The following is a 272-nucleotide window of genomic DNA, read 5'->3' as shown; positions in this document are numbered from 1 at the left end:
TGCCTTTCACATCATCACCTGCTTTCGCAATTTGTTCGTCAGTGTAAGGTACACCGAACTTATCGCGGAATAGGGCAAGTTTTTTAGAGGTTATTTCGCCATCCAGTACATTTTCTTCCAGCCACGGGAAACCGGGCATGTTCGATTCTGGTACTACATCGCGAGGGTTGCGCAAGTGAACACGGTGCCATTCATCGGAATAACGACCGCCTACACGGGCCAGATCCGGACCTGTACGCTTAGAGCCCCACAGGAATGGATGCTCCCAAACA

General features: G+C 50.7%; 1 protein-coding gene. It reads right to left on the bottom strand.

The features are described 5' to 3' along the window. A partial coding sequence (locus ACYP03_RS26185) for a cbb3-type cytochrome c oxidase subunit II (RefSeq protein ID WP_459782697.1) occupies positions 1-272 on the bottom strand: 272 nt, incomplete at both ends.

The organism is Photobacterium sp. R1 (assembly GCF_054600795.1).
The sequence above is the reverse complement of the archived record's forward strand: the minus strand, read 5'-3'. Positions and strand labels throughout refer to the sequence as shown.